This window comes from Streptomyces sp. NPDC111520 (assembly GCF_055635295.1).
This window is the reverse complement of record NZ_JBVKBW010000022.1, coordinates 30,184-51,802: the sequence shown is the minus strand read 5'-3', so window position 1 is coordinate 51,802 and position 21,619 is coordinate 30,184. Positions and strand designations below refer to the sequence as shown.

At 72.9% G+C, this 21,619-nt stretch carries 17 protein-coding genes (1 of these 17 cut by a window edge); all 17 read right to left on the bottom strand.

Annotated features, from left to right (window positions below; genetic code table 11):
• Positions 1-12: 12 nt before the first annotated feature.
• Positions 13-546 carry a hypothetical protein gene (locus ACZ7MY_RS36035; protein WP_499608640.1) on the bottom strand — a complete coding sequence of 178 codons (534 nt, stop codon included), beginning with the start codon at positions 544-546 and terminating at the stop codon, positions 13-15.
• A 50-nt stretch (positions 547-596) separates the two neighbouring features.
• On the bottom strand, positions 597-1,181 hold the full coding sequence (locus ACZ7MY_RS36030; protein ID WP_499608637.1) for a phage tail tube protein: 585 nt from the start codon (positions 1,179-1,181) through the stop codon (positions 597-599).
• A 73-nt stretch (positions 1,182-1,254) separates the two neighbouring features.
• Complete coding sequence (locus tag ACZ7MY_RS36025) at positions 1,255-1,692, bottom strand: gp17 family tail completion protein (RefSeq protein WP_499608635.1); 438 nt, start codon at positions 1,690-1,692, stop codon at positions 1,255-1,257.
• A gap of 2 nt (positions 1,693-1,694) precedes the next feature.
• Positions 1,695-1,967 carry a hypothetical protein gene (locus ACZ7MY_RS36020; RefSeq protein ID WP_499608633.1) on the bottom strand — a complete coding sequence of 91 codons (273 nt, stop codon included), beginning with the start codon at positions 1,965-1,967 and terminating at the stop codon, positions 1,695-1,697.
• 41 nt (positions 1,968-2,008) lie between these two features.
• Positions 2,009-2,539 carry a putative phage head morphogenesis protein gene (locus ACZ7MY_RS36015; RefSeq protein WP_499608632.1) on the bottom strand — a complete coding sequence of 177 codons (531 nt, stop codon included), beginning with the start codon at positions 2,537-2,539 and terminating at the stop codon, positions 2,009-2,011.
• Entirely contained in the window at positions 2,539-2,874 is a 336-nt protein-coding gene (locus ACZ7MY_RS36010; RefSeq protein WP_499608629.1) for a hypothetical protein, read from the bottom strand. Before ACZ7MY_RS36010 ends, ACZ7MY_RS36015 begins: the two co-directional genes overlap by 1 nt.
• Before the next feature lie 16 nt (positions 2,875-2,890).
• Positions 2,891-3,355 carry an IPT/TIG domain-containing protein gene (locus tag ACZ7MY_RS36005; RefSeq protein WP_499608626.1) on the bottom strand — a complete coding sequence of 155 codons (465 nt, stop codon included), beginning with the start codon at positions 3,353-3,355 and terminating at the stop codon, positions 2,891-2,893.
• An 80-nt stretch (positions 3,356-3,435) separates the two neighbouring features.
• A complete protein-coding gene (locus ACZ7MY_RS36000; RefSeq protein ID WP_499608623.1) occupies positions 3,436-4,263 on the bottom strand; it encodes a hypothetical protein in 828 nt (275 codons plus the stop codon).
• Between the two features lie 27 nt (positions 4,264-4,290).
• Complete coding sequence (locus tag ACZ7MY_RS35995; RefSeq protein WP_499608619.1) at positions 4,291-4,794, bottom strand: hypothetical protein; 504 nt, start codon at positions 4,792-4,794, stop codon at positions 4,291-4,293.
• Positions 4,795-4,924: 130 nt separating this feature from the next.
• Positions 4,925-6,220, bottom strand: a complete 1,296-nt coding sequence (locus ACZ7MY_RS35990) for a phage major capsid protein (protein WP_499608617.1) — start codon at positions 6,218-6,220, stop codon at positions 4,925-4,927.
• 159 nt (positions 6,221-6,379) lie between these two features.
• Positions 6,380-8,413: an HK97 family phage prohead protease gene (locus ACZ7MY_RS35985; RefSeq protein ID WP_499608615.1), complete on the bottom strand. Its 2,034-nt coding sequence runs from the start codon at positions 8,411-8,413 to the stop codon at positions 6,380-6,382.
• 128 nt (positions 8,414-8,541) lie between these two features.
• Entirely contained in the window at positions 8,542-8,760 is a 219-nt protein-coding gene (locus ACZ7MY_RS35980; protein ID WP_499608613.1) for a hypothetical protein, read from the bottom strand.
• Complete coding sequence (locus tag ACZ7MY_RS35975; protein ID WP_499608611.1) at positions 8,757-8,948, bottom strand: Rmf/CrpP family protein; 192 nt, start codon at positions 8,946-8,948, stop codon at positions 8,757-8,759. Before ACZ7MY_RS35975 ends, ACZ7MY_RS35980 begins: the two co-directional genes overlap by 4 nt.
• Positions 8,949-8,964: 16 nt before the next feature.
• The gene (locus ACZ7MY_RS35970; RefSeq protein WP_499608609.1) at positions 8,965-9,522 is read right to left on the bottom strand and encodes a hypothetical protein; all 558 of its coding nucleotides are present in this window, start codon (positions 9,520-9,522) and stop codon (positions 8,965-8,967) included.
• Positions 9,523-9,567: 45 nt separating this feature from the next.
• The gene (locus ACZ7MY_RS35965) at positions 9,568-9,867 is read right to left on the bottom strand and encodes a hypothetical protein (RefSeq protein ID WP_499608606.1); all 300 of its coding nucleotides are present in this window, start codon (positions 9,865-9,867) and stop codon (positions 9,568-9,570) included.
• A gap of 55 nt (positions 9,868-9,922) precedes the next feature.
• On the bottom strand, positions 9,923-10,174 hold the full coding sequence (locus ACZ7MY_RS35960; RefSeq protein WP_499608603.1) for a hypothetical protein: 252 nt from the start codon (positions 10,172-10,174) through the stop codon (positions 9,923-9,925).
• 19 nt (positions 10,175-10,193) lie between these two features.
• Positions 10,194-21,619, bottom strand: the 3' portion of a protein-coding gene (locus ACZ7MY_RS35955) for a helicase-like domain-containing protein (protein ID WP_499608601.1). Its footprint extends 15,916 nt past the window's final position; the window shows 11,426 of its 27,342 coding nt (coding positions 15,917-27,342); its start codon lies off the right edge, out of view; it ends in the stop codon at positions 10,194-10,196.

The window sequence follows — 21,619 nt, the reverse complement described above, 5'->3', positions numbered from 1 at the left end:
CGACGAGGACGATCAGCCGTCGGACTCCGAAGAAGCCGGGCTGTCCGGGACGCCGGTAGACGCCGCGAAGGTCGATCCCGGGGTAGTGGTGCGCGAAGTCGGCTTCGAGGTCGCTCCACCGCTCGCGGGCGAGGTGAGCGACCGCGCGGCTTCCCCCAGGCTCACGCCGTACAGGGACCACAGCGCCTTGATGAGCCGGATGTAGTCGGGCACCGACGGGCGCAGCCGCGTGAACTCGGCGTACTCCTCCACGCCGAACAGCGACTCCAGGGCGCGCGTGAAGGCCTTGAGGACGCTGTGCGGCAGGTCGGCGCGGTCGAGCAGCGCGTCGACCACGTCACTGCCGAACGTGGCCGTGGTGGACCGGTTGAGGCGCGACAGGAGGCCGGGCAGGTCCAGGCCCGGGTCCAGGATCAGGCCGGTGAGGGTGTCCAGGGGCAGCTCCGCGGGGAGCGTGAACGACTGGCCGCCGAAGCGCACCGGGATGCCGTCCGGGTGCGCGGACTCGCGGCGCGGGGCGTCAAGGTCGATCAGGGGGGCAGACACGGCAGGGCTCCAAGGCTCTGGGGGGAGGGGGCTGGGTATAACCGGCTTGATCAGGGGGTGGTGGTGTCGAACGCGGGGTCGTTGGTGATCGCGTACCAGGGAGCCGTGCCGTCGCCGCCGAGGATGCCCAGCTTGAGCGGCAGCGTGGAGGCGTTGGACTTCTTGAACTCCAGCTCCACGCCCTCGATCTGGAACACGCGGGGGAAGGCGAAGCGGTAGATCTTGTCGCCGTCGTGGGTTTCGAGCATGCAGGCGCGTTCGATGCGCTCGCCGATCTGCGGCGGCGTGAACTTGTAGATCTCCGAACCGGCCGTGCCGGTCTTGGTGATGCTGCCGCCACCGAACACGGCCTGGAAGTTCGGCCCGGACCACTCCTGCAGGGTGACCTCGATCGACGCGGCGTCCTTGGTCTGCACGCGGCGCACGGGGAAGTCGGACTGCGCGGAGGTGATCTCCTGGAAGTCCGGCTCGGTGCTGAACTTCAGGCCGTCTTCCTCGGTCAGGCCGACGCTGATCCACGCCGCGGCGGGCGCGGTGTCCACGTCGACGGGGAACGCGGTGGCGACGGGCGCGAGGTAGACGAACGTACGCGCGGCGACAACGAGCTGCTGGGGGTTGGTGACAGCGCCTGGCATGGGCTCTCCCGGACATGGTGGGGGCGGATCGCGCTGGGGAGCTTCACCGCCGGGGGGTGCTTACGTCGCGTGCTCAAGCCGGGGCCGGGTGGGAGGTGACGAGCACTCCCGTCGACCAGCGGGGCTGTCCGGTCTCCAGCGGCGTCCACGCCAGCGCCCCGGACGGGGACACAGCGGTGATCACGGGTGCGCCCGGCGGGCGGTCCGCGTCGGGCAGGTCGATGCACGCGGCGACCGCGAGGAGCGCCAGGCGGCGGAGCTCCGCCGGCCCCGGCCACCCCGACGGGTGCCCGTACGCCTCGATCGAGATGTCCATGACGGTGTCCCAGCGCAAGGTGCGCAGGTCTCCGCCCGGGCCGGGGGTGACGGTGATGTGCGGCCACGGCTCCTCCAGCAGCCCGGAGACGTGACCGGGGCCGCCCAGGGCCTCGGTCACGTCCGGGTGCTGCTGCAGGTAGGCCAGCACCTGCGGGAGGGGGTCCGCACCGGCCAGCCGTGCCGCGTTGCTCATCGTCAGGTCCGGGCGGCGTAGCCGTTGGCGCGGAGCTGGCGGGCGTAGGCGGCGGACACGGCGACCTTGGCCCCGGGCAGGAGGTCACGGCCGTCGATCCTCATGTGGTGGGAGAGGGTGACGACGGTGGGTGCCTCGCCGAGCGCGAGAGCGGGGCCGACGGTGGGGATCTGCTCGGTGGGGGCGCCGGTGGCCACGGCGGGCGCCGCCTCGGTCGCCGCGGCGGCGGCCGCCGCGGCCTTGGTCATCTTGGGGGTGCTGGTGGAGTCAGTCATGGGCGGGAGGGTGAGGTCCGGCCAGGCCTTGTGTCGCCTGCTCAGCGGCGGGATGCGACCGCCGCGGCGCCCCGCGCCATGAAGTGCGCGCCCGTGGCGACAAGCTGGCCCTCGTAGACCGTGCCGTACTCGGACTGCACCACCCAGTTGCCCTGGCAGACCACGGTGGCGGTGACTTTCTTCCCGGTGATGACGGGCGGGGTCGTGTGGATCAGGCGGGCGATGCCGTCCTTGTCGACCTGGCGGGCGCACCGGCAGTTCACCAGGTTGGCGACGGCCCGGCTCGTCTCGTCCTTCGGCCACCGGAAGTAAGTTTTTTCGCCGACGCCGCGGTGTTGCCGGTCCCAGTCCATGGACGTCACGACGAACCGCAGGTTGTCGGGGACCTCCTGGCCGTGCGCTTCGGCGTGCGTGGGCCGTACCCGTTCGTCGCCGACGGTGATCCACTTCTTGGTGGGCGGGGCGAAGCGCTTCGCCTCGGTCTCCACCTGCCGGGCGATCCGCTCGACGTCGGGGGCGACCATCTGGGCCACCATTTCCTCGAGTCCCGGCACGGCCTTGAACTTCGCCATCACACCGCCTTGGGCGGGTCCAGGACCCCGTTGGCCTGGATGTAGTCGGCGCCGCTGTCGACGGGCACGGCGCGCAGCCACGCCCCGGAAAGCACCCACGTGAGGGTGCCGTCGGTGATGCGGTCGCCGGGCCGTACAGGCCACTGCGACGGGTCCAGGCGCAGCGTCCATGACCCGTCGGGCTGTTCGGTCGCTGCGCCTGGCAGGGAGGGGCCGGCCGGGGCCGTCACGGTCGCCGGGTCCGGGGGGACGGGCTGCCCGTAGGCGTCCCGGTCCCACGGGTGTGTCCCTGCCCGCTGGACGGACAGGGAACGGTTCGGCAGGAGAACGGCCACGGCTCGACCCGACCTGTCAGGCGAAGACGAACGACTGGGTCTTGGTGACCGCGCCGCCGTCGTCGGTGGCCACGATGTCGACGGTGGAAGCCGCCTTCGCCGGGGTCGTGATGCGCAGCTCCGTGTCGGAGACGACGGTCAGGGCGGTGCCCGCCGTGCCGCCGAAGGTGACGGCCGTGACGCCGTCCAGGTACGTGCCCTTGAGGGTGACGACCGTTCCACCCGCGACGCCGCCGGTAGCCGGGGAGACGGAGGTGATGGTCGCCGGAGGGAACAGTTCGTTGATCTTCGACTGGCGCAGCTTGGTGCCTGCGCGCAGCGAGATCATCTGCATGGTGCCCTGCGGCAGCGCGTCGCCGTCCCAGCGGCGGGTGGACGTGAGGTCTTCGGAGACGACCATCAGCGGGTCGGAGTTGTCGACGGTGGCGGGGAAAGCCGCCTTGGTGACCCGACTGCCGTCGGATGCCTTGAAGATGCCCATGGGGGTGCTCTCCCTGCGCGTGGGGTGGTTGTCGGGGCGGATGGTGGCTTCTGGGCGGGGCTACCGTCGCCCGGTGCCGGTCACGAGTAGGGCCAGGGCATGCGGTGGACGCGCGGCGGGGCGCCAACCGGCATGGCCCGGTACGGCGCGAGATCCTCCAGCGCGGGAAGCGACCCGGGCTGGCCCGTGGTGGGCGTCGCCTCGTACGACACGGACTGACCCTCAGCCGAGACCGATGTGGTGCGCCGCGTGCCGTCACTGCCGCGGGTGCGCAGGGCCTCCCCGGCGTGCGCGGTGACGTACCGGCGGACCGCTGTCTCCGCTTCGGGCTCCAGGCCGGCGCGCACCGTCACGTCGTACAGGCCGTGGTCGCGGTCCACGACGGCGACGACGTCGAAGTCGTCGCCCACGACCAGGTGCCGCCACGTCCGCCAGTCGTCTATGCGGCGCGCGGCCGCCCAGTTCGGCGAGACGCCCGGGTACGTGGCGTAGGAGACGGCCAGGTCACGCCCGAGGTAGGTCCGCACGTCGCCCTGCGCGTCCTCGATGGCCTGCGCGAACCGGTCGCGCTGCACGGCCGTCAGCGGCAGTTCGATGCCGAGCCGCACCGCGACTTCCTCCGGGGAGGTGACAAGCCCGGAGTCCGTCGGCAGGTCGATGCGCGGGTTGCGGTCACGGGCCTGCACGGCCCCGGTCCGCGGAAGGTACTGCACCGCCCCCCAGTACCGGCCGTCAGGCAGGTCCGGCAGGTCAAAGATCCAGCGGCCCGCCGCGTCGGGCCCGGTAGGGGCCGGGACGGTGGCGATCGGCGTACCGGTGCGGTCCGGGGTGTCGTACAGGTCCACGGCGAGCGCCCGGCCGCCGGCCGCCGCGATGTCCACGACCGGACGCCATTCCCACGTGCCCACGGTGCTCCCTCCCTTCTGCCGGTCCGGTCAGTCCTCGATGGCGTTGCGCACGTCGGCCTGGTCCTTGAGGCGCTGCAGGACGGTTGCGGCGGTCTCGGCGGACACCTGTGCGTGCCGGGCGACGAGCAGCCGCATGGAGCGGCGGCCGTAGGTGTCGGCGACGTGCTCGATCAGGCGTGCCTGGGAGACCATCACGGTGCCGAACGTCGTGAACGGCGTGAACAGGGCCTCCAGGTCGGCCGGGGGCTCTCCGGTCTCCTCGTCCACGATGAGGCCGATCACGGGCGCCTCGGGCAGCACGTCGGTGGCGTTCTTCCGCTCGGGCGCGGCCGGTTCGGCCTTCTCCGGCTCCTGCGCGGGCGCCTCCAGCGGCGCGGCCGCCGACACGGACGGCGGAGCGGGCTCCGGCACGGGCTCCGGCTCCGGTGCGGGCTCGGGGGTGGGCTCGGGGGCGGCGGGGGTCTCCTCCGGCGCCTGCTCGGGCAGCGGCTCCTCCGCCGCGGCGGCGGGCTTACGGGTACGGGCGGCCATCGTGGTCCTCCAGGGGTGCGGCACGGTCGGCGGTCACGGTGCCTGCCCGGCCCGGCTTGCGTCGCCCGCAGCACGCAGAGCGGCCCCGGGCGAAGTGCCGGGGCCGCTCTATGCCCTACCTGCGGTCAGATCAGGCGGGGGTCGTCCACGAACCGATCACGAACGACTCGGGACGGTCGACGGAGAAGCCAACCCTGGACTCCGCGCGGATTGAAACTGCTCCGCGCTGGAAGTTGTCCTGGTCCTCGCTGGACACGGTGACCGTGGTGTTCTGCCGGTCGTAGATCTGCGCGCCGAGACCGAACGCGCCCAGCAGATACTTGCCGGACGGCATCGCGGTCGTCTCCACGACCGGGATGCGCCACACCTTCTTCTCCGCGCCGATGGCGACGGACACGGCGACGCGGAAGGCGCCCGTGTCGTCGGTCTCCAGCTCGACCTTCTCCCACATGTCGGGGGCCAGGACGAGGCCGGTCGGCTCGAACTCGGCGAGCAGGGACCGGGTGATGGCGCGGCGGACCTGCACCGAGTACCCGTCCTGGTTGGAACCCGTGTACGTCTGGACGCCGGGGGTGTTGAACAGGCCGGTGAGGGCCTGCGAACCGCCCGTGCCGGACAGCAGGTCGACGTCCTCGCGGAACTTCAGGGCCTCGGTGAGACGGCCCGACAGGAAGCTCTTGAGCATGGGCTCGTCGGCGAGGGTGTTCTTGTGGACGCGGAGGATCGTGGCGATCTCCACGACCGGGTACATCATCGACTCGAACGTGATGTCCGACTCCTGGGCCTTACCGAACACGTCGGTCGGGCCGCCCGTCGCCGGAGATACGCCGTCTGCGGCGTAACGCTCCTTGACCTGGGCTGCGTTGTTCGTCCACCCGGTCTCCCGGATGCCGTAGAGGATGCTCGCCTTGGTCGTGGCCTTCGGGAACAGGTCCCGGATGTGGGTCTTCCGGCGCTGGTACTCCACCAGGCCGATGTCCTGGGCGGAGCCGAACGCGTTGATCGTGTGGGTACCGGCGGACAGGGAGAAGATCGACTTCCCCTCCAGCTCGGTACGGATGTACGGGCGCTCGGCGAAGCCGTTGGCGGCCGCGCGCTTGTACTCCGGGGACTCCACGAACAGGTCGCCGAGGCTCTTGGCTTCCATGCCGCTGTCGCTGCCGCCGTAGTAGCGGCCGGCGGCGGTCGGGCCCTCGGGGGCGTCCAGGTAGGCGTCGATCTCGTCGGCCTGGCGGCGCGAGTCGATGAGGCCCTTGATCTCCTGCGCCTCGCGGATGGCCTTGCGGTAGGCGTCGTTCTGGGCGGTGGAGATCGTGAAGCGGTTCTTCTCGTCGACCTGCCAGGTGTCCGCGATGCGCTGCGCTTCGGCGCGCTTGGCGGCGAGCTCGGTCGTCAGAGTCTTGAGGCTGATGCCTTCGGTGCTCATGGGGTGAATACCTCGGGGGTGCTGGTGGGTGTGCGTTTGGGCGCGGTCGCTCGCCCGGCCAGCACCGGGACGACCCGATCGTCGGAGTCATGTGACAGGGGGTGGAGTGCTTGTGTCGCGTGCTCCCCGCACCAGGTGCGCGGGGAGCAATCGCGCAGGTCAGTCGTCCAGTTCGGCGAGCTGCTTGTGGACGTCGTCGGGGTTGAGCGAGACCGTGCCGTCGCCGTCGTCGCCGTCGTCCTCGTCGTCGTCGCGGCCGCCGTAGTCCAGGCCGTCGTAGGCGGCGTAATCGGCCCCGGCGTAGTCGCTGCCCATGTCGCTGCTGGGCGGCGGGGGCGGCACGGGCCGCCCGCTGTTCATGCCGTCGTCGCCGTCGTCGCCGTAGTCCCAGTCATCCCAGCCCATCTCGTCGTCGTCCTCCTGGTCGTCTTCGTCGTCGGGGCCGGGTCCGTCGCCGAGGGGGACGGTGGACTGCTGCGGCGCGTCCATCGGCATGCCCTTGCGGGCCAAGGTCGCCATCAGGCGCTGCATGACGGGCCGCAGTGCGGCCAGGGCGCCAGGGCTGGCCTGCGAGGCCTCCAGGGCGCTGGTGGCGTCATCCAGGCCTGCGGCGGCGGGCTCGATGTACCGGGCGTCGGCGGTCTCCTGCGGGCTCGCCGGGGCGTCGTCCTGGTCGTAGTCCTCGTCGTTGGGGACGGCCACGACCGTCACGGCGACGCGCTGCGGGGCTCCGAGGACCGGGTCGGTGCCCTCGAACCGGTAGGGCACGGAGTAGGTGGCGGGCGAGGAGTAGTCGGGGCTGCCCACGGTGGCGATCACGTGAGTGGGGTACGTGGCCTCTACGCAGCACCAGTGGTCAACGGGCGCTGCTCCCGAGTCGTCGTCGGCGTCGGGGTGGAACAGGGTGCGGATGGCGTCCGTGAGGGCGCGGCGCTGCTCCTCGAAGGAGCCGGGCATGTGGCCGGTCATGTTCTTGGTCTCCAGGGACGGGCGGGCGGCCGCGACCGCGGCACGGGCGGTCTTGGTCTGGTAGCGGGTGCGGGGGCGGCTCGGGGGCCGGCGGGCGGCTCGGACGGCGGCGCGTGCGGTCTTGCTCTGTCGGCGGGCGGCCGCCACGGCGGCGCGGGCCGACTTGGTCTCCACGGGCGCGGCCGCGGGCGTGGGTGCGGCGGGCGGCTGGGCGTCCTCCTCCAGGAGGGACAGCGGGATCGGCGTGCGCTCCTGGCCGACCACAACCCACAACTGATCGAAATGCACCGGGGTCGGGGGGACCGCCGGGGTGTCCGCGGGCAGGTCGTAGCCGAGCGTCAGGTGCGGCGTGAACCCGTGGTCGGCGCGGAGCTGCTCCGAGAACACCGACGTGGACAGGCGGGAGGCGACGCGATCCTGCAGCGCGGTCAGGCCGGGCACGTCCACGGGCACCCAGCACGGGGTGCCGTCCTCACTGGGCGGGAAGAACCCGATGCCGCCGATGGTGCCCTGCAGCGGCTCCGTGTCGGCCGCCAGGTCGCGCACCAGGTCCGGCAGGTCGTCGGGGTGCCCGCCGAGGTCGCCAGCCTGCCCGAGGTAGGCCAGGGTGACGTGCAGCTCCTCCGGGGCGGTGCCGTCGGGGTGCGCGATCCGCTCCGCCGTGTCCAGGTCCGGGTACAGGGCGACCATGACGCCCTCGCCGACGTTCGGTTCGCCGTGCGGCTGGCCGCCCGGGGTGGCCTTGTACTCCATCCCGTCGCCGACCCCGGCGGGGTTGCCCTTCACCTGCAGACTCATCGTCAGCGGGTGCGCGCCGTGCAGGACGGGGCTGACCTCGTACAGCTCCAGCTTGTGGATGATGCGGACACCTGAGCGCTTGGTCGCGCCGCCCTTGGGGACGGTGTAGCCGATGGACCACTGGGCGCCGCCGCCCTCCACGTGCCACTGCTTGACCTGCTCGTACACATCGCGGCCGCGGGTGGTCTTCATGTTGAACGCGACGTTGGCCACCAGGGCGCCGGCCGCAGCGGGCCACGGCTCACCCATGGGCGTGTACTTCGGCAGCCGCGGGTCTCCCGGCGGCCACTCCTCCACGCTGCGGCAGGCCCCGATCGGGTCCTTCCACTCGTGGCTGAACACAGGCTTCACCGGGCGCTTGCGCAGCGTCTCGGCGAAGGCGCCGGGCAGGATCACGTCGCCGACGTCGTCTTCGACGCCGGTCACGGCGGCTATGGCCAGGGAGGTCCCCCGCTCGGGGGGCTGAGGGCGGGGGCGCGGCGGCACGGTGGTCCTTCCAGGCCGGGGGCTTTGGCCTGCGTACCGTGCGCGCCGCGTGTGCCTACCGTCCTGCGCTATACCGCCGGGGCCATGGCGGTGAAGGGCTTCACGTGCGCGGCGATGGTGGCGATGAGCGCTTCCGGGCCCGTCCACACGCAGTATTCGTCTGCCTTGTAGAAGGGCACGGTGCCGTCGTCGGGGTCGATGACGCGGGCGGTCCGCAACGCCCGGTAGATCGCGTCGTGCAACTCCTGGTCGACGGGCGCCGGCTGCCGTGAAGGCCTACGGGTCACCGGGTGCCGTGCCTGCCGGGGTTGTCGTAGCCGAGCATCCAGAAGTGCCGGTGGAAGCGCTGCACAACGTCGCCATCGGCCGAGTACGGGCAGGCCTCTACGGCCTTGCCGGTGCGTGCGGCCTCCGCTCCGGCCTTGGCGGACCGGAAGCCCTCCGTGAGCGTGGCGGGCGGGGTGGTGTCGCTCATCGTGCCTGCCTCCGGGTCACTTCTTGAACGGGTTGGGCGACGCGGAAGGGTCGTCCTCGTCGTCCTCTTCCTCGTCCTCTTCGTCGTCCGGCTCCTCGTCCAGGCCGGGCAGGTCGCCCTCTTCGTCGCCCTCCTCCAGGCCGTCGCCCTCCTCGCCGACGGCAGGCTCGCCCTCGGGCATGCCGTCGGGGGCGGGGGCGCCGCCGCCGGAGGGAGTCATCCCGGCGTCGTCCACGTCGGTGGCCCACGCGTCGGCGTCGGAGTACCGGTAGACCTGGCCGGTGGCGTCACGGACCCACCCGGTGAGGGTGCCGTCCGGGGCCTTCTCAAGCCAAGCCTCCTCCCCGTTCGGGTCGGAGAAATGGTCGGTGACCGACGGGTCGTCGGGCTGCGTCTCGTCCCCCTCGTCGTACAAGTCACCTGCCCACGGGCGGGAGTCGTCGGTGGGCATCGGTGGCTGGCCGGCGTTGGGGTCGGCGGCCGCGGCCGGATCGGCGGCGGGGTCCATGGGCGGTATGGCGGGGCCCGCGCCGGGGGCACCCTTCACCTGGAGCTGCAGTCGGAATCTACGCACGGGCCGGACCATGACCCCCCGGGCGGCCTTGCGTCGCGTCGCCCCTCATCGGCGGCGGGCGGGCTTGGAGAGGGACGGCCCCCGGCCGGTGCCGCTGCCGGTCTTCGCGCGGGGCGTCTTGATCTGGGGCTTCCGGGCGGGCGGCTTGGTGGAGCTCTTGCCGTGGTGCCAACCGCCGTGGTGGTGGCCGTCGTCGTCCCAATGGCTCGACACCGGAGCGCTTCCGCCCGTGTTGGACGGGGCGCAGGCGGCGACTACGGCGCCGATCAGGATGACGATGACGAACAGGGCCAGGACGCCGATGACGGCGTGGAAGTCGGGTGAGCGGCGAAGAGTCGGTCTCATGGCGCGCACCATGGAGCGCGGCGCGGCCTTGCGTCGCGCTCCACGGCGTGCGGGCTCAGTGCACAGCCCCGGCGGGCCGGGGCGGGCCCGCCGGAGCGGGCACCTGCCCCGTCACCTCCTGCACCTTCGTCCAGGACTCCAGCACCGCCAGCACGGCGCGGGCGTTGGTGCCGTCCAGGTCCGGCAGCCGCGTGAACATCGCTGCGACCCGCTGCGACCCGATGACGGGCCGGGCCCGCTGCCCGGTCAGCCGCACCGAGTACAGCGACCCGTCATCGAACGCGCCCTTCACCTGCACGACGCTCACGCCGCCACATCCCTTCGGCTCACGGCCTGCGGCCCAGTACGGCGAGCGCGCCGAACAGGAACTTCCGCAGGTCGTCGTCCAGATACCACGAGTCGGAGAACAGTGACTCAAGGCCCACGGGCAGGAGCTGCCACGACTTGCCGTCGCGGGCGTCCATGCCGGCCAGCAGGTCCGCCCAGTAGCCGTCACGGGCCGTCGCGTCGGCACGGTGCCCACGGCTGGGGAACCGGTCCCTGAGCCGCACCTGCGTGTTGCGCTTCCGGTTCCCGATGCGACCGGTCGACGTCCGCAGCCAGTGGTACGCCTCCGAGGCGGCCGCCAGGTCCGGGATGGAGTGCTGCATGTGGTGGCCGAGCTGGTGGAGGGCCTGCGCGTCCAGCGTCGGCGCGGACGCCACCGAGGCGCCCTCACTGCCAAGGGCGGCTTCGCCCAGGTCCAAGTTGTAGTAGCCGCGGGTGAGGCCGTCGGGGTGGACGGTCAGCTCCTCGGCCGCGCTCAGCCAGTCCGTGGGCAGGAACTGCAGGGACCGGTTCACGGCCTCCTTGCTGTCGCCGTCGGGGCCGCCTACGACCATCGTGTCGGCGCCCGGGCCCATGGGCCGGACGTCGCTGAGGGCGGCCAGTGCCGACTCCCGCAGCGCCCGGTTGTAGGCCTCTTCCATGCGGCGGGCGTCCGCTGCGGCGTGCCGGGCCTCGGTCTCGGCCCCGGCAAGGTCGAGCTCGGCGCCACGGTTCCCGGATCGGGCCTGCGCGGTGACCTGCGCGACCCGTTCCACGGCGCGCCGCTCGGTGTCGCGGGCGGCCGCCACGGTGGCGTGCGGGTCCGCTCCCAGCTCGGGCGCGGCCTGCCGCATGCGGGTCAGCACGTCGGCGTCCAGGGCATCACCCGCGCCCAGCAGCGTGTCGAGCTGCCGCATGGCGTTCTCGCCCGGTCCGCCGTCGGCGGCACGGTCGGCCGTCCACCGCGTGCCGTCGGAGACTTCCGGCAGACGGCCGGACTCGAGGGCCGCCGTGCTCGTACGGCGCCAGCCGGTCACGCGGCGGGCGATCTGCCCGAAGCGGCCCGGCTCGGGCATCTCTCCGGCGTGGCGGGCGAGGCGTTCGGCGCTGTCCGCGCCGTCCTCCGCGCCTTCCACGGCGTCGGCGACCAGGGAGCGCAGCCCCACGGCCTCCGGCCACGACTTGATGCGCCGGGCGAGACCCTTGCCGATGCGGGACAGCCGCTCGCGGTCCCGGTCGCGCCACTTCTCGGCGGCCTTGCGGGCCACGGACCGCACCCACTCGGCGACCTTGCGGGCGATGCGCTTGATGAACGCCCAGATCCGCGCCCACAGGCCCGGGCGGGGCTCCTCCCCGGTGGCGTCGGTGACCGCCGCGGCGATCCGCCCGGCCACGGCCTGCTCGCCGTTCTGCAGGGCGGCAGCGGCCTCGGCGGCGATCCGGTCGGCCTCGGCGGTGGTGAGGGTGCCGTTCGTGGCGGCGTCGGCAATGCGGTTCAGCGCGGGCGTGACGGCCTGCGTGACGTGGTCGCTGACGGCCCGGTCGGTCTCGGCCTGCGCCCGGCGGCTGCCGAAGCCGAAGTTGAGCTGAATCAGCGGCGCGTTGCGGCCGCCGCGGCCGCCCCGGCTGGAGCCGCCGTAGCCGCCCCGGCCGGAGCCGGCGCCCCCACTGCGGGGGCTGTTGATGGCGGTGATGGTGTGCCGGGACGTCGCCGCGTTGACGATGCGGTCGGCGTCGATCGCGCTGGAGACGCCGCGCAGCAGGTCCACGGCCCGGCGGGCGGTGTCCTCCTCGGTCTCGTCGGGAAGGGGCTCGATGTCGTTGACGATCCGCAGGGCGGCCGCGACGGCCTGCTCGCGGGCCTTCTTCGCGGCGTCGGCGGCGACCTTCTCCGCGTACTGCCGTTCCGGGCCGCTGATGCCGTCGTACTCCAGCCCCGCGAGGAACGCCGCGGCGATGCGCTGCTCGGCGGCGCGGGTGGCGTCCGGGGTCATCTGCTCGGCGATGGACTGCCGCAGGGCGTGGATGCTGCCCGGGGTGGCTCCGGAGATCGCGGAGTCGATCACGGCGTCCATCACGGACCGGGCGCGCTCGGTCGTCAGGTCGGCGATGGTGCGCGGCTTGCGGTCGTCCCGGTCGTGGACGGTGGCGACCCATCCGGCGTGCCGGGACAGCTCCATCACCTCGCCGGTCTGCATGTCCTGGACGGTAAAGCGGCGCCAGAACCCTGCGACCTGCGGCGGGGCGATGATCCGCACCCGGCGGTGCGAGTGGGTGCCGTTGCTGAGCTTCATCGGGGCGTCGATGACGTCGCCCCGCTTGAGCTGGGAGGCCTCCATGCGCATCGGGGCCCGGGCGGGGGTGCTCGCGGCCGGGGCCGGGGCGGCCGGGGTGCGCGGCGCCGGGGCCGGGGTCGGCGTGCGAGCCGCAGCCGGGGCCGGGGCGCTCGGGGCGGCGGGTGCGGGAGCGCTGGGGGCGTCGGCGTCCAAATCCTGCAGTTCGGCGTCCACGTCGGCCGGGTCCAGCGTCACCGTGCCCTTTCCCTCGCCGGCGGCGGGGGTGAGCAGGCTGCGGCGGCGGGCGAAATACTCCTGCGGCCCGTTGCCGTCACCGTCGATGACGCGCACGATCTCGGCAAAGCTCGGCTTGCCGAGGAGTTCCTTGGAGGTGGGGCCTCCGCCGATCCCTTCGAGCTCGACCGTCACCTCCTCGCCGGTGCCCGGGGTGAGCGACACGATCTTGCGGGTGAACCAGCCGCCATCGCGCTCGGGGTCACCGACAACCATGCGGTCGCCGACGGCCAGGTCGCTGGAGCTGACAGTCCGGTAGCCGTCCTGCGCAGTGGCCGGGCCCCGATCGGGGGTGACCTGCTGCAGGACGTGGAACTCGGCGTTGCGGGGCACCGTCTGCCGCGCGAACCGCCCGTTCTCGTCGGCCACGAGGAGCCGGAACGAGGTGTTGGTGTCGTCGGTGGACTCGTTTTCCAGGACCAGGAGCCTGCGCATCTCGCCGCCCATGGGGGCGACGATCACCGAGCCGGGCCGCAGGTACCGGACCCGCTCCGGGGCGGTGCCTGCCAACGGGTCGGCCTCGGGCTCGGCGCCCTGGTCGTCGCCGGTCGACGGCAGGATGACGCGGTAGCTGTTCGCCGGGTCGGGCAGGTGCCACACCGCGGCGCCGGCCGCCATGGTGTGCTGCGAGGCGTTCCCGTCGGCGTCGGTGACGTCCAGGGTGCGGGTGCCGCCGGGGCCCTCGGTCACGTCGTTGACCGCGACCGGTTCGGCGGTGCCGTCCGCGTCGGGGATGGCGACGTGGTCGCCGGGGGCAACGTCCCCCGCGGTGCCCGGGGTCGGCCGCTGCTCGCCGTCGGGCTGTCCGCCGTCGAGCTTGTCGGCGGCACGGCGCGCGACGCGGCCGCGCGGCCCGTTGTCGGCGTGCTGCCGCAGCGACTCGGCCAAGGCCTGCGCCTGGTCCTCGGTCACGGGCAGGTCCGCGTTCAGGCGGACGGAGGCCTGCACGGCGTCGGGGTCGTCCAGGTCCATCAGGTCCAGGTCGTCCACGGCGTCACGCTCGGCCGGGGTCAGGTCCGGGTCGGTCGTCGGCCCGGTCACGGGGTCGATCGGGGCGGGCGCCTCGATGACGCGGGTGTCGTCCACCTGCGACGTGGCCTCGTACGGGGCGATGTCGGCGGGCCGGCCGGAGCCGTCCAGGGCGCGCTGCACCTTGGTAGAGCTGACGTCCTCGAGAACGCCCACCTCCCCGGTGGCGATGTCCGCGTACTCCACGCGGGTCCGGTCCCCGTTGTGCGTCACGTCGGTGACGTGGACGGGGGTGGGGTGTCCGGCGTCGTCCAGCATCACCGTGTGGCCCGGCTGCAGATCCCGCAGGGCGGTGGGCTCCAGCGAAGTGACCGCCGGGCCCTGCTCGGTCCCGGTGCCCGACACGCGCAGGGTGGAGGCGTCGACCTGGTCGGTGCCGTCGGGGCTGGTCACGGTCACCTGGTCGCCGTCGACCCGGTCGACCACGCCCAGCGGGCGGCCGCCTTCACTGATGGCGACCTGGCCCGGCTCGATGCGGCGACCGTCGGCGGTCCAGCCCTCGGGCCGGGACGCTCCGCCGTCGGTCACGCTCAGCTCGGTGGGCGTCGTCGGCTTGCTGCCGCGCTCGCCCTCCCAGTGCACCGCCACGGTGCTGCTGTTGGCCTCGGTGACGATGCCTTCGCGGCCGCCGTGGTCGCGGACGACGCTGCCGGGGAAGATCCCGTTGCCGTCCCGGTCGGTGGGCACCTGACCGGGCAGGTTGCCCTGCAGCGCGTCGAGCTGCGCCCCGGTCGGGGCCGCGCCGGGCGTCGACTGCGGGAGCTGCTCCGCGCGGGCCGCCTGCGCGTCGACCGGGACGTACACCGGAGTGCGGTCACCGGACGCGGCGTCGGGGGTCTCCGCCACCAGGATCTTGAGGGCCTGCTGACGCTGCCCGCGACGGGAGACCGTCACCTCCTGCGGAACGCCCTGCACGTAGCCGGACGCGACGCGCGGGGTGCCGCCCTTGGTAGTGCCTTCCAGGCGGGCCACGTCGCCCTGCTGGAGCTCGTCCGCGCGGACCCAGTGTGCGGGCTGCCCACCGATCGGCTCCGGCGCGTTCACGGGCGTCTCGTCGCCGCTGGTGGCGGCACGCTCGGCGTCGGCCGCCGCGTGCTGCTGCGGGGTGGCCAGTTCACCGCGGCGCGGCCGCCGGCCGATGACGGTGTGCTCGCGGGTCACCCACGCGACGGGCACGGGCTCGGTGACGGCGCCTTCCGGGCCGTCCTCGCGGACCCACTTCGCGTCGTGGAGCTGCCCGTCCTCGCCGATGCGGGCCCGCACCGTGGCGTACTCCACGCGCGGGTTCTTGCCCACGGAGGTGATCGACGCGTCGCGCTCGTTGGGGTGCGCGAACGGGGACGGGGTGCGGCCGCCGTCTTCACGGAACGGCACCGCCGCCAGGGCCAGCACCTCATCGCCGGGCCGCAGTTCGGCGGAGTCCCACACCGGCCACGTGTAGCCGTGCTCTGCCCACTGGTCGCGGGCCGCGCGGGTACGCCGCACCCACGCCTCGCCCAGCGGCTCCGGCACGGGCGGCAGGCCGGGCGCGTCGAACCGGGCACGCTCGACGGCGGCACCGATGCGGCGGCCGTCGGCGTCGCGGAACCCGGAGTCGCCCAGCGGCGGCAGGTCGGAGTCCCAGCCAACCGGCCGGCCCTGCCAGTCCTGCAGGTCTTCCAGCGCGTCAGCCAGCGCGTGGGCCTGCTCGCGGGAGTCCAGGCCGTCCGCGTCGCCGACGTCCTGCGCCGACCCGGGCGCCATGACGTGCCAGCGGCCGTCAGCGCCCTCGTGCACGGCCAGGCGGCCGCCCCTGGACAGTTCCAGCGACGGGGCGTCGGCGGCGCCCTGAGCGGCCTTCACGCGGCGCGCCCACTCGTGGGTCTTGAAGCCGGACGGGTCCTGCTCCCGGGTGGGGCTCTCGGACCACGTCAGCTCCCACAGGTGGTTGCGCAGGTCGTCCAGGCTCGGGAAGCGGCGCCCGGCCTCGCCCTGGCGCTGCGCCAGGTCGGCGGCCGCGGCCTCCCGCTCCTCGTCGTACGCCTCCTGCTCCGCCCGGCGCTGCCTGATCTGCTCGTTGTAGAAGGCGGTGCCGGACATGGGGCGGGCGTTCTCGTCGCCCCACTTCTCGCGGACCCAGTCCTTGAGCTCGTCCGACGCGTTCTTCTCGTAGGTGGCCTGGTTGGCCTCGAACAGCAGGTAGGTGGGGTCGTCCAGGCGCTGCCCCGGGATCGTCTTGGCGGGGCGGCCCTCGGCGGCCGCGAGAGCGTCCTCGGTGGGCTGCTTCTCGCGGGCCTTCATCGCCCGGTCGATGGACGCGCGCTTGGCGACGTTGCCCTCCAGGCCCTGCACGGTCGCCAGCTCGTCCAGGATCGGCTGCTGGTAGTTGTTCCGGTAGTCCGCCGCGATGGCCTCCCGCTCAGCCGTCAGCCGGGCAAGACGGTCCCGGCGGGCCTCACGGGTGGACATCACGCCCGTGGCGTTGGCGATGTCCTGCGCATCTTCGCGCGGCTTGCCCGCGGCGATGCGGCGCGCCTCGGCTTCCCGCAGCTGGTCCTCCAGCGGCAGGGCGCGGCGCCGGTCCTGCTCATCGCCGACCCGCTCCAGGTCCGCGATGTCGTCCCAGCCGTTGTCCGTGGCGTGCTGCACAAGCACCTGCAGCAGGCCTTCGAGCTGCCCGTCATCGAGCGCCGTCAGGTCGTCGGGGACCTGGCCGGGGCCGCCGCTCCACGTCGGCATCGCGCCGTCCGCGACAGCCTGCGCGGCGTTGCTGGAGGGCTTCTCCGCGTCGGCGGCGGCCTGTTCGGCCTTGGCCGCGCCGGGGGTCTGCGACTGCCCGGCAAGCCGGTCGGCGTCACGGGCCGCCCGCATGGCCTGAGCAAGGTTGCGGCCCTGCCCGTCGCGCCACTCGGCGGCCTCGCCCGGGTCGAGCGGTTCGTTCCACGGGAACGGCCGGCCCTTGGCGTCGGGCATCGCCTCATAGGTGTCGGCCATCCGCTGCGCGTCCTTGGCGGTGCCGCTGATCTGCGAGTCGTCGTGGGTGCCGAAGGTCAGCGCGGTCCGGGCGTGCCCGAACTGCCAGGTGCGGCCGCCGTCCGGAGACCAGTACGCCACGCCGCCGTCGGCGGAGACGCCCAGCGTGGGGTTCTCGGCGAGCTCGCGGCGGAACGCCTCGTGGTCGGCGTCGCGCGGGTACGGGTTGGTGCGGTACCGGTCGCGCAGCTCAGCGACGGCCTTGGTGCGGCCGCCCGCGGGGGCGCGGTCGGAGCCGCCGGCCGGGGTCTGGGGGACCTTCGGCAGCGGGGCGAGCGGCAGGCCTCCGCCGCCGGGCAGGCCGTCGCCGCCGTCGCCGTCACGGTCGGGGCGGTGCCGCCGCTTGCGGCGCTTCTTCTTCCGGCCGTTCTCGTCGGTCTCCTCTTCCTCGTCGTCCTCGTCGACCGCGTCGTCGGCTTCGTCCTGCCAGTCCGCGCCTTCCTGCGCGTCCGTGTCGTCGCCGTCGTCGGTGCTGTCGTCCTGCTCGTTGTCGTCGGGGCGCGGCTGCGGCTCGTCCGTGCCGTTCTCGTCCGGGTTCGGCTTGTTGCTGCCGGCCTCCGGGGTGGTGTCGACGTCGCCCTGGTCCTCGTGGGCGCCGGTCTCGGGCGTGCGGTCGTCGTCGCCGTTGCCGAGCTCGGACGGGCGCGGCTTGCGGCGCACCACGCCGAGCTTGATGTTGGCCGTCCTGACGTGCTGGGTGCGCCCGTCAGGCATGGTCAGGGTGCCGTCGGCGGGGTACTGGGCGAAGTTCTCCGTGCCGAACGCGCGGACACCTTGGGACAGGAGGCGCCCGTGCCCGGTGATCGTGGCGTGGACCGTGCCCATCGGGTTCGGGTTCTCGCTGAGGTTCGGCACGGTGCCCCGGTCGCCGGACAGGAAGTCGTGCGTCAGGGGGAACACGACCTCGTCGCCGGGCTGCAGGTCCCACTGGCGGGTGGCGACAGTGAAGCCGTCCGCCACCTGGTCGGCGTGCCAGTCGGCGGCCGCCGCCTCCCAGTTCGCGTCCTCAGCGCCCTCTCGGAGGCTGCCGTTCCACTGGCCGTACTTGTTGTCGTGCTCGGCCAGGGTGCGGCCCATGGCCACGCTCAGCGTCTCGCCGCTCGGGCCGAAGAACTGCCGCGCCAGGGCGAACGCGTCCGGGGAGTCCCACGGGAAGAGGTGGCCGTCCCTGTCGCGGACCCCTTCCAGGGCGTTCGCCATCGCAAGGGCGTCCTTGCGGGTGGCCGCGCCGACCAGGGGCTCCATCGAGCCGGGCACGGCCACGAAGTAGTGGCGCATGTAGGCGTCGCCGCCGCCGCCGAGAGCCGCACGGTTCGGGTAGACCATCAGCCGCTTGCCCTTGGACAGGCCGGTCAGCTTGCTGTCCGCGATCGCCGCCCGGTCCTCGGCCGTCGGCCGGGGGGTGCCGAACCCTCCGCTGACACTGTCGCTCGCGGAGTACCAGTCGCCCAGGTCGCCGGAGCGGATGTGGTCTCGCAGCGCCCCGATGTTGGTGAACCGCACCGGGTGGTTGTCGGCCATGCTCGGGCCGCCGGCCGGAGTCTCGGGCGCGTCCGGGACGTCAGCGTTGTCCCTCCCGAGGGGGGAGTCCTCGGGAACCGCGACCACGTACCTGCGGGTGAAGCCGCGACCGTCTTCGTTGTCGAGCTGGTTGTAGAACCCGGCCCTGGACTCGCCGACTCGCACGGCCATGTACCGGCCGCCCTCGTCTCCGTAGGTGCCCTTGGGCCACTCGATGAGGACACGTGCGCCCACGGGCAGCTCGTCCAGCGGCTTGTCCAGCCGCCGCCAGCCCGTCTTGGGGAAGGTGCGGAACACCTCCGTCACGGGCTCGCCGTTGGTGGTGTCCGGGGTTGTCTCCGGCGCGTCCGGAGCCTCGGGCGCGCCCTCGGGCGCGACCCGCTCCACCGTGGTGCCGCGGTCCACCGAGATCTGGTGTCGGCGGTCGGTCGGGTCCGCGTCCGGGCTGTCGCCGATGGCCAGGCGATAGACCGGGACCTTGATCTTGCCCTGGCCGTGCGTGTTGGTCCGGGACGCGGTGCGCTTCTCCGGCTCGGCCAGGACGTAGCCCTCACGGGTCACCTTGCGGCCGCTGCCGATCACCGGGATGCCGGTGACGCGCACGAGCTGGCCGGGCTCAAGGTCGCCCGCGTCGACGTGCTCCGACGCCTGGCCCTGGATCGGCTGCGGCCCGGCCGGGGCCTCCTCGACGGTCTCCGGCTCCTTCGACGCCTTGCCGGCCTGCCACTCCTTCCGCCATTCCGCGCGGCGCGCTTCATCCTCCTGGTACTGGTCGAAGATCTTGCGGGCCTTACGGGCGCGCTGCGGGTCGTCCACCCGGTAGATCACGTCACCCTCGTGCGGACGGGAGGTGAAGCGGCCGTTCTCGCCACCGATCGCCAAGTCCCAGATGAACAGCGAGCCGTCCTCGCGGAAGGACCGGTTGACGACCACGGAGGTGCCGGCGAGTTCGCCGCGGGGGTCGATGACCCGGATCATGTCGCCGGGCTGCAGGTCCTCGTAGGCGACCCGGTGGTAGTTGGCGGGCAGCTCCAGGCCCTCGGGGTGGCCAGGCGACGGCGCGGGCATCGGCGCCGCCCCGAGCTGCTCCCGCACCTCGTTCATCCCGTGGTTGCCGCCGACATACCGGTGGTCGGAAAGGGCCCGCATGTAGGCGTCAGCGTCGGAGTGCGCGGCGTCCAGGGAATGCAGGGCGGCGGGACGCGGTCCGCCCGCGTCCTCTTCGGCGATCTGCCGGAGCGTCTTCTCGGCCTGCGCGCCGTCCATGCCGTTGGCCTCAGCCTCGGTGCGGATCTTGTCGGCCTGCTGGTCGATAAGGGCCTGCGCCGCAGCGTCGTCGGCTGCCCGGTCTTCTTCGTTCTGACGCCAGGCGGCCATCAGCTTCTTCTCGGAGGTGCCCTCCGCGACGAGCTTGGCGCGCATGGCCGTGCGCCGCTCCTCGGCCTGCGCGGTGAGCGCGGCCTTGAGCTGGTCAGCGTGCTCCTGCACGAGCTGCCGCTGCTTGTCGTCGGCGCCGGCCAGGGCGTGGCGAGTGTTCTCGTCCCACTGCGCCCACGGCGCGCCCTTCCGGGCCACCCCGCCGTACAGCCGCCGGTAGTGCTCGCGGTCGACGTCGCGCTCATAACTGGACCGCAGGTGGCTGAGGGCCACCTCTTCCGCCACGTCCCGCGGGCCGCCGTCGGCCGGGGCGTCCGGGTTCCGCTCGGCCCGTTCCGCTTCCCTGAGCAGGTCGTTGCTCAGCCACCCAGAAATCGACTCCTGGGCGCCTCCGCCGGGCTGCTCGTTCCGGTACTTCCGCAGGGCTGCGCCCGCCGCGCGCAGACGCGCCGCCCGGTCGGAGTCGCCGTTCTCCCAGGACTGGATGGCCGCCTCGACCTGGTCGTGCAGCTCAGGCGAGTAGTTCTTGAGGTTCAGCATGTCCAGCAGGTCGCGGTGCCTGTCGGCGCGGGGCTGAGGCACCTGGACGATGCGGTTGCGGCCGCTAATGCCCTCCTGTGTGCCGTTGCGGATGCGCTCCGCGAAGTCACGGGCCGCTTCCTCGATCGTGTCGAACTGGGTGTCGCTGGTGCCATTGCCGCCAGGGAGCCACCACACGTAGCGGCCCGTCACGCGCCGCCGGCTGATGAGGCCTTCCACCTTGCCGTCCACGCTGACGTTGAGCGGGGCGCCCTTGGCGTGCGTGTCGCTGTCGGGGTTCGTGACCCAGACGCCGTCACCGAGGTCCGTAGCAAAGTCGGGAACCTCGTATCCGTCGGCGTCGCCAGCGGTGGCCGCCCCGGCCTCCGGCGCCTCCTCCGGTGCCTCCGGCGTGCCAGGCTGCTCCGGCTCCTCCGCGGTGTCCTTGATGGAGTCCAGGTCGGACTTCACCGTCTCCGGGGTGAGCTCGACCGTGCCGGGGGCGGCCGGCGGCTGCTCGCCCTCGGGCGTGTAGCGGCCCGCCGCGACCGCGGCGTCCAGCTCCTCGTCCGACGCCACCGGCAGCGCCGGGGGCTGCTCCCCGTTGCGCTGGAGCACCTGCGCCGGGGAGATGTCCTCCCGACGCTGGCGGCCGTCCTCGTCCTCGTACCGGGCCAGCAGCGAGAAGGCGTCGATCCGATCGACGGTGCCCGTCTCCCACTCACCGTCTTCACTGCGGAAGTTGATGGTGTCGCCGACGGAGAAGTCGGGCATCTGCCACTCGCGCCGGTACTGGCCGTCGGGCCGCTCGACCGGGTCGTCCTCCCGGGTCGCGTCGAACACCCAGCCCAGCGAGCCGGGGTCGAGCACCTCCGTGGCGCGGGTGACCGCCACGTATGCCAGGCGCAGCGCCTCATCGTCGGGGATGGTCTCCCACTTGATGTTGCCGTGCTCGTCGTACTTCGGGCCCCGGAAGTCGTCGGCGATCTTCACGCGGGCCGATTCGAGGCCCTTGGACTTGTGGCCGGTGGTGACCAGCACGTCATGGTCCATGGTCTCGGGCACGACCACGCCATAGCCCTCGCTGGTCTCGGGCGCCGGGAACTCCCGGTCAATGTAGGCGTTGAGCTGCTCGCGCACCTCGTCCAGCGGGGTGGCGTTGTTGATGGTGTAGTTGATAGTCCTGCCGTTCTTGACGAACGATGCAGGGTGGCGGCCCGGCTTGTAGACCAGGCGGCGGGTGCCCTCGACGTCCACGAACCGGCCGAACCCGTTGTCCTTGCTCTTGGCCCACTTCAGCAGGGCCTTGGTGGCTTCGGGGTCGCTCCAGTTGTAGTCCAGGTACAGGTAGCCGCCGGCCTCCGTGAGGTGCGGCGGTTCGTGCACCGCGTCCAGCAGCTCCTGCAGCTCGGCGCCGT